The sequence below is a fragment of the Phenylobacterium sp. genome (assembly GCF_031425575.1).
Lineage (GTDB): Bacteria > Pseudomonadota > Alphaproteobacteria > Caulobacterales > Caulobacteraceae > Phenylobacterium.
The window spans coordinates 1-7,519 of record NZ_JANPJP010000146.1 but is presented as its reverse complement, the minus strand read 5'-3'; the positions used below and the strand labels follow the sequence as shown (position 1 = coordinate 7,519).

General features: G+C 68.2%; 9 protein-coding genes. All 9 read left to right on the top strand.

What is annotated here, in order from left to right; all coding sequences use genetic code 11:
* The first annotated feature begins 277 nt into the window (after positions 1-277).
* Positions 278-1,936, top strand: a complete 1,659-nt coding sequence (locus RMO97_RS08545; protein WP_310540329.1) for a M28 family metallopeptidase — start codon at positions 278-280, stop codon at positions 1,934-1,936.
* Between the two features lie 112 nt (positions 1,937-2,048).
* Positions 2,049-2,462 (top strand): hypothetical protein, encoded by a 414-nt coding sequence (locus RMO97_RS08540; RefSeq protein WP_310540327.1) that lies wholly within the window; start codon positions 2,049-2,051, stop codon positions 2,460-2,462.
* Positions 2,463-2,613: 151 nt separating this feature from the next.
* Positions 2,614-2,811, top strand: a complete 198-nt coding sequence (locus RMO97_RS08535) for a hypothetical protein (protein WP_310540326.1) — start codon at positions 2,614-2,616, stop codon at positions 2,809-2,811.
* 193 nt (positions 2,812-3,004) lie between these two features.
* A complete protein-coding gene (locus RMO97_RS08530; protein WP_305762322.1) occupies positions 3,005-3,655 on the top strand; it encodes a LemA family protein in 651 nt (216 codons plus the stop codon).
* The gene (locus RMO97_RS08525; protein WP_310540325.1) at positions 3,652-4,449 is read left to right on the top strand and encodes a TPM domain-containing protein; all 798 of its coding nucleotides are present in this window, start codon (positions 3,652-3,654) and stop codon (positions 4,447-4,449) included. Before RMO97_RS08530 ends, RMO97_RS08525 begins: the two co-directional genes overlap by 4 nt.
* Entirely contained in the window at positions 4,449-5,144 is a 696-nt protein-coding gene (locus tag RMO97_RS08520) for a TPM domain-containing protein (protein ID WP_310540324.1), read from the top strand. The genes RMO97_RS08525 and RMO97_RS08520 overlap by 1 nt, the downstream gene beginning before the upstream one ends.
* A 278-nt stretch (positions 5,145-5,422) precedes the next feature.
* Positions 5,423-6,739 carry a CitMHS family transporter gene (locus RMO97_RS08515; RefSeq protein ID WP_310540323.1) on the top strand — a complete coding sequence of 439 codons (1,317 nt, stop codon included), beginning with the start codon at positions 5,423-5,425 and terminating at the stop codon, positions 6,737-6,739.
* 54 nt (positions 6,740-6,793) lie between these two features.
* Complete coding sequence (locus tag RMO97_RS08510) at positions 6,794-7,261, top strand: 2Fe-2S iron-sulfur cluster-binding protein (protein ID WP_310540322.1); 468 nt, start codon at positions 6,794-6,796, stop codon at positions 7,259-7,261.
* Position 7,262: 1 nt separating this feature from the next.
* Positions 7,263-7,519, top strand: a 257-nt coding sequence (locus RMO97_RS08505; RefSeq protein WP_310540321.1) for a twin-arginine translocation signal domain-containing protein, incomplete at its 3' end; no start/stop codon positions are given.

Genomic DNA, 7,519 nt, shown 5'->3' with positions numbered 1-7,519 from the left:
CCGGCCCCCTGTCCAATCTGGCTTCAGGTTACTGTACCCGAGCGTGTGTTTCTTGTGTTACGCGCACAAAATTATGGCCCTCCGCGCCGCCGCCACCCCACTACTGCCAACCCCCACCAACACGAACCACACGAACGAGGGATCAAACCCGAGCGCTGGAGGTGAATCGGGGTCCCGGCCTTCGCCGGGATGAGCGGTTGAAAGTTTGGTTTCCTGACCGGTGTGCACTTTGGGTCGTCACGCTCTAGGATTGGACCCTGTCCCGGAGTCCGATCCCATGAAGACCGTCGCCCTCACCTTTGCCGCCGCCCTGATGGCGACCACGGCCCAGGCGCAGACCTCCGGCCCCATCGATCCGGCCCGGCTGTCGGCGATCGTCAAGGTGATGGCGTCCGACGAATTCGAAGGCCGCTCGCCAGGCTCGCCGGGCGAGCAGAAGACGGTCGACTACCTGATCGGCCAGTTCCAGGCGCTGAAGCTGGAGCCGGCGGGGGACAAGGGCGGCTGGACCCAGGAGGTCCAGCTGCAGCGCTTGCAGGTCCAGCCCGGCGCCAAGCTGAGCGTCTCGGTGGACGGCAAGACCACGGTTCTCGAACAGGCCCAGCAGATCAATGTCGCCACCCTGCGGCCGGTCGATCATGTCGCCATCGCAAACGCCCCGCTGGTCTTCGTCGGCTATGGCGTCAGGGCGCCCGAGCGGGGCTGGGACGACTTCAAGGGCCACGACCTGACGGGCAAGGTCGCGGTCTTCCTGATCAACGACCCCGACTTCGAGGCCAAGGCCGGCGAGCCGGTGGCCGGCAAGTTCGGCGGCCAGGCGGCGGCCTATTACGCCCGCTGGACCTACAAGTACGAGGAGGCGGTGCGCCAGGGCGCCGTGGCCGCCCTGATCGTCCACGAGACGCCGGGCGCCGGCTACGGCTGGTCGACGGTGGCGGCTTCCAACGGCGAGAGCTTCGACATCGTCCGGCCCGATCCGGCCAGGGACAAGCTGCTGCTGCAGGGCTGGATCGCGCGCGACACCGCCCTGGACCTGTTCAAACAGGCGGGCCTGGATTTCGAGGCCCTGAAGACCAGCGCCCGCTCGCCGGACTTCAAACCCGTGCCGCTCACGGGCTCCGCCTTCTCGGCGGACTACGGCGTCACCCACAGCCAGGTCACCAGTCGCAATGTGATCGCCAAGCTGACCGGGGCCAGCAAGCCCGACCAGAGCGTGATGTTCTCCGCCCACTGGGACGCCTTCGGACTGGGCGCGCCGGTGAATGGCGACAAGGTGCGGCACGGGGCGGCGGACGACGCCATCGGGGTGGCCGGCGTGCTGGAGATCGCCCGCGCCCTGGCCGCGGGCCCGCGCCCCGCCCGCACCACCCTCTTCGCCGCCTGGACCGCCGAGGAGCGCGGCCTGCTGGGGTCGGAATACTACGCCACCCGTCCGCACACGCCGCTGGACCGGATGGCCGCCAACTTCACCCTGGATGTGCTGCAGACCGCGGGGCCCGCCAGGGACGTGGTGCTGGTGGGCTATGGCCAGAGCCAGCTCGACGACCGGTTGATCGCCGCGGCCAAGGCGCAGAACCGGACCGTGACGCCGGACGCCAAGCCCGAGCGCGGCCTGTTCTTCCGCGCCGACCATTTCAGCCTGGCCAAGCAAGGGGTGCCGGTGATGCTGCTGATGGGGCTCGGCGGCGGCGCCGACCTGGTGAAGGGCGGCCGGGCGGCGGGCGACAAGTGGGTCAGCGACTACACCGCCAACTGCTACCACCAGCCCTGCGACGCCTGGAGCCCCGACTGGGACCTGCGCGGCGCGGCCCAGGACGTCGAGCTGATCTATGTGATGGGCAAGGCCATCGCGTCGGACCCGAAGGACTGGCCCGACTGGAAGGACGGCTCGGAGTTCAAGGCGATCCGTGCGCGCACGGCGGGGGTGAGGCGGTAGCCGCCGCCCGTCGTCACGGTATCGGCGACGATCCGGGTGGGCTCTGCGAGCGACGCCGATGGCCCCCCGAGGCCCCTTGGCGAACCAAGGATGGACCTCTAGCGTACAGGACATGAGCCTGAGCCTCTGGATACTGGCCGTGCCCGGAGCAGCCGCAGCGTTCTACTTCGTGGAAGGCTGGGCATCTGGGTGGCCGCGCCTTGTCCGGACCTATCCGGCCGGTAATGAACAGGTCGTCCGACGAAGCGCCTTCGAATCCGGTGAACTCGGCGTGGCTTGGCAGTTCCATGGAACTTTGACGCTCGGCGCCTGCGAGCGGGGTTTGAAGGTGTCAACTTGGCTTCGGCGCCCCTTTGTTGTGCCGTGGGAAGACATCCGGCTCGAGCAGACTGGAGGTCTCATTAGCCGCAAGGCGCAGTTGGTCTTCGGCGCCCCCGAGGTTGGCAGACTGCGGATCGCGAGCCAGACCTGGGACACGCTCAAGGTGGCTAGCGCCAGTGCGTCCAACAGGGCGGACGTCACCTAACCAACCCTTCGTGACCTCCGGTAGGTCTGCTCTAGGGCAAGGTGTCCCAACGTCCACTGGTCAGAGCCGCCACGGCAACCGCAACGCTCGGTCGGCGTTATGGTCAAGCTCGCGCCTGGCCTTCGCCGGGTGGGGCGTCAGGATATCTCCCATGGCTGTTCGTCGCGCCGGTTTGCTCCTCACCGCCCCCTCCGTACCCCTGTTCGCCATCGCGGTGGTGCTGGCTGTTCTGTCCATGCTGGTCCAGTACGGCGGCGTCGACATCCCGTTGATCCGCGAGCACGTGTTCACCACCCTCGCCGTGGCCTTCGCGATCCTGACCGCCGGCGTCCTGCTGCGCGGAGCCTGACGGCGCGAGGCTGCCCGTCCTGGCGTTCAAGGCTATCCGGGCGCGCACGGCGGCGTCGCGCAAGTCGCAACCGACTTGTGTGGCGGAGCTTTCCAAAGCTTAATCCGGCCTGTCGTTGCGCCATATCAACGACGGGGCCACATAGGCCGATAGTCAGGCCTGATCTGATGCTGCTCTTGGGGAGCCACACACCTTGTCCACCCTTCGCAATCGTCTCGCGCGCGTCGCCCTGCTGGTGCTCGCGCCTGTCCTGATCGCCGGCTGCGGGATCAACAACATCCCCACCAAGGAAGAGCGCGCCAAGGCCCAGTGGGCCGAGGTGCAGAACCAGTATCAGCGCCGCGCCGACCTGATTCCCAACCTAGTGGAGACCGTGAAGGGCTACGCGGCCCAGGAGAAAAGCGTCCTGACCGCCGTGACCGAGGCCCGCGCCTCGGCCACCCAGGTCAAGGTCGACGCATCGACCCTGACCGACCCGGCCCAGTTCGCCCAGTACGCCGCCGCCCAGGACAAGCTGTCGGGCGTGCTCGGCCGGCTGATGATGATCCAGGAGAACTACCCGGACCTGAAGTCCAACCAGAACTTCCTGGCCCTGCAAAGCCAGCTTGAGGGCACGGAAAACCGGATCAGCGTGTCGCGCCGCGACTACAACGAAGCGGTCCGGGACTACAATCTGGAGTTCCGCAAGTTCCCCAACAGCTTCTGGGCCTCCACCGTGCATAGCGGCTCCAAGCCGATGGTGATGTTCCAGGCCAATGCGGCGGCCCAGGCCGCGCCCAGCGTCAGCTTCTCGCCCACGACGCCGCCGGCCACGTCCACCCTCCCGGCCGCGCCGGCCCAATGACCCAGCGCAAGGGACTGCGGGGCCTGCTGGGCCTCGCGGTCCTCGGCCTCGTCCTGAGCGCGGGCGCAGCCCTGGCCGCCCCCAAGTTCCCGCCGCTCACCGGGCGGGTGGTGGACAATGCCGGCCTGCTGTCGCCGGCGGCCGAACAGAAGCTCACCGCCGAGCTCGTAGACCTTGAGACCAAGACCGGACGTCAGATGGTGGTGGCGACCCTGCCCGACCTCGGCGGCTACGAGATCGAGGACTACGGCTACCAGCTCGGCCGGGCCTGGGGGATCGGCGACAAGACCCGCAACGACGGGGTCCTGCTGCTGGTGGCGCCCAATGACAAGAAGGTGCGCATCGAGGTCGGCTACGGCCTCGAGGGCATACTGACCGACGCGCTCTCCAGCGTGATCATCCAGACCAGGATCCTGCCGGCCTTCCGGGACGGCAAGATGGAGGCGGGCGTGATCGCGGGAACTGAGGCGGTGATCGGCCAGCTCTCCCTGCCCGACGATCAGGCCAAGGCTATCGCCACGGCGACGCCGGAGCCGGAACCCGAGTCGGAAAACAGCCTGCCCGGCGTGATCATCTTCATCGTGGTGATCATCTTCTGGGTGCTCAGCGGCATCCTGCGAGGCGGACGCGGCCGCCGTGGGCGCCGCGGCGGCGGCGGCCTCTGGTGGCTGCTGCCCATGCTGCTCTCCAGCAGCAGCCGCGGCGGCGGAAGCAGCTGGGGCGGCGGCGGCGGTGGCGGCTTCAGCGGCGGCGGCGGATCGTTCGGCGGCGGCGGATCTTCAGGAGGATGGTGATGCTGTCAGACGCTGACCGCGCGCGGGTCGAGGCCGCGGTCGCCCGGGGCGAGCTGCGGACCCGCGGCGAGATCTACACTGTGGTGGCCCGGGAATCCTCCGACTACCGGGAGGTGCCGGTGGCTTGGGCGGCGATCGCGGCCCTGGCCGTGCCCGCCCTGCTGCTGGCCGGCGGCGTCCAGGTGAGCGCTCCGGAGATTCTCACCGGTGAGTGGAGCGCCGCCCAGATCGGGGCGGTGGCCGAACAGTCGGTGCGCAGCGCCCTGACCTGGGCCTTGCTGATGCAGGGGGTGCTGTTCGCGGCCGTCGCCCTGCTGGTGGGGATCATTCCCCCCCTGCGCCGGCTACTGACGCCCAAGGGGCTGAAGCGGGAGCGCGTCCTGCGCCGGGCCCAGGAGCAGTTCCTGGCCAAGAATCTGGCGGCGACCCGCGAACGCACCGGGGTGCTGATCTATGTCTCCGCCAAGGAGCGCATGGCCGAGCTGATCGCCGACGAGGGCGTGGCCTCCAAGGTCGATCCCAAGGTCTGGGACGAGGCCATGGCGGCGCTGATTTCGGGCATCAAGCGCAAGCAGCCGGCCGAGGGCTTCGAGGCGGCGATCGGCCTCTGCGCCGACATCCTGGCGCAGCATTTCCCCGCCAATGCGACGGACAACCCCAATGAGCTGCCCGATAGCGTGGTGGTGTTGCCCTAGGTCCACCGCCGCTCACCCCGGCGAAGGCCGGGGCCCAGATTCATTCCGGATGCCGAAAGTTATTCGCCCATCCGTTCGTGTGGTTCGTGTGGTTCGTGGTCCCAATTCTTGAGACCGCGCGACGGCATAGGCCGTTCAGATTGTCCACGAACCACACGAACCACACGAACAAGGGTTCCTCATCAAAGGACCGAGATGAATCTGGGTCCCGGCCTTCGCCGGGATGAGCGGTAAGTGCGTGCTTTGACCCCAACAGATTCTCGGCGAGGTTGGCGCCCATGCTGACCTTGCTCGCCTTCGCCATGGTGGCGACCTTCATGACCTTGATCATGACAGGTCGCGTCTCGGCCCTGGTGGCCCTGATCCTCACGCCGGTCGTCTTCGGCCTTCTGGCCGGGCATGGGGCCGACCTGGGGCCTATGATGCTCGACGGCGTGAAGGCTCTGGCGCCCACCGGCGTGATGCTGGCCTTCGCCATCCTGTACTTCGGCCTGATGACCGATGCGGGCCTGTTTGATCCCCTGGTGGCCGCGATCGTCCGCGCCGTTGGCGGGGACCCCGTGCGGATCGTCGTGGGGTCGGCGGTGCTGGCCCTGGTGGTCTCCATGGACGGGGACGGGTCCACCACCTACCTGATTTGCTGCGCGGCGATGCTGCCGCTGTATCGCCGCATGGGGCTCAATCCGCTGATCCTGGCCTGCCTGCTGATGCTAGCCTGCGGGGTCACCAACATCACCCCCTGGGGCGGGCCGACGGCGCGGGCGGCCAGCGCCCTGCAGCTGGACGCCGCCGATATCTTCGTTCCGATGATCCCCAGCATGCTGGGGGGGATGGCCTTCATCCTGCTGGTCGCCTTGATCCTTGGCCGGAGCGAGCGCAAGCGGCTGGGCGCCCTGTCTTCCACCGGCCAGCTGCGCGAGCCCGACGATGAGGCGCTGGTCCGCGACCTGGTGGACGACAACGACCGCACCGAGCGGCCGAGGCTGATCCTGGTCAACCTGGCCCTGACGCTTGGGCTGCTGGCGGCCCTGATCCTGGGGGTCCTGCCGCTGCCGGTGCTGTTCATGATCGCCACGGCCATCGCCCTGGTGGTGAACTACCCCTCGCTGCCCGCCCAGAAGGCGCGGATCGCCGCCCATGCCCCCAACATCCTGCCGGTGATCGCCTTGATCTTCGCGGCGGGCATCTTCACAGGCATCCTCAACGGCACCGGGATGACGCAGGCGATGGCGGGCAGCGTCACCGGCCTGATCCCGCCGGTGCTGGGGCCTTACCTGGCGCCGATCACAGGCCTGCTGTCCATGCCCTTCACCTTCTTCATCTCCAACGACGCCTTCTATTTCGGCATCCTGCCGATCCTGACGGAGGCCGCGGGGACCTATGGGATCAGCCCGGTGGAGATGGCCCGGGCCTCGCTCACCGGCCAGGCGGTGCACCTGCTCTCGCCCCTGGTGCCGTCCACCTACCTGCTGGTGGGTCTAGTCCGCGTGGAGCTGGCCCAGCACCAGAGGTTCACCCTGGCCTGGGCCGTGGCCCTGTCCCTGGTGCTGCTGACCGCAGGAATCCTCACCGGGATCATTCCCCTGACTGGCTAAGGCGTCGCGTCGCGGTTAGGCTTGGCCCAACAAGATATTTCGGAGGGACGGCGCATGGCCTTCAAGATCAACGTCAACGGCAAGAGCCAGAGCGTGGACGTCGAGGAGGGCACGCCCCTGCTCTGGGCGCTGCGCGACGGGCTGGGGATCCTGGGGCCGAAGTTCGGTTGCGGCGTCGGCCAGTGCGGCGCCTGCACCGTCCATGTGGACGGCCAGCCCGTGCGCTCCTGCTCCCTGCCCATCGAGGCGGTGGGCGCGGGCAAGGTTGTGACGATCGAAGGGATCGGCGCCACCGCCGTCGGCAAGAAGGTGCAGGCCGCCTGGACCGAGCTGGACGTTGCCCAGTGCGGCTACTGCCAGCCCGGCCAGATCATGTCGGCCACCGCCCTGCTGAACGCCACGCCCAAGCCGGCCGACGCCGATATCGATGCGGCGATGAGCGGCAACATCTGCCGCTGCGCCACCTATGTCCGCATCCGCGCGGCGATCAAACAGGCCTCCGGCCAGAAGGTGGAGGCTTAAGATGGCCGACGGTTTCACCGAGGGCGCCTCGCGCCGCGACCTACTCAAGACCGGCGCCCTGGCCGGCGGGCTGATGCTGTCCTTCAGCGTGGCCGGCAAGACTGACGCCGCGCCGGCCGCTGAGGCCAAGCTCAACGCCTATGTCAGCCTGACGCCTGACAACAAGGTCACCATCGTCTCCAAGAACCCGGAGATCGGCCAGGGCATCAAGACCTCCCTGCCGATGATCATCGCCGAGGAGTTCGACGTCGACTGGGC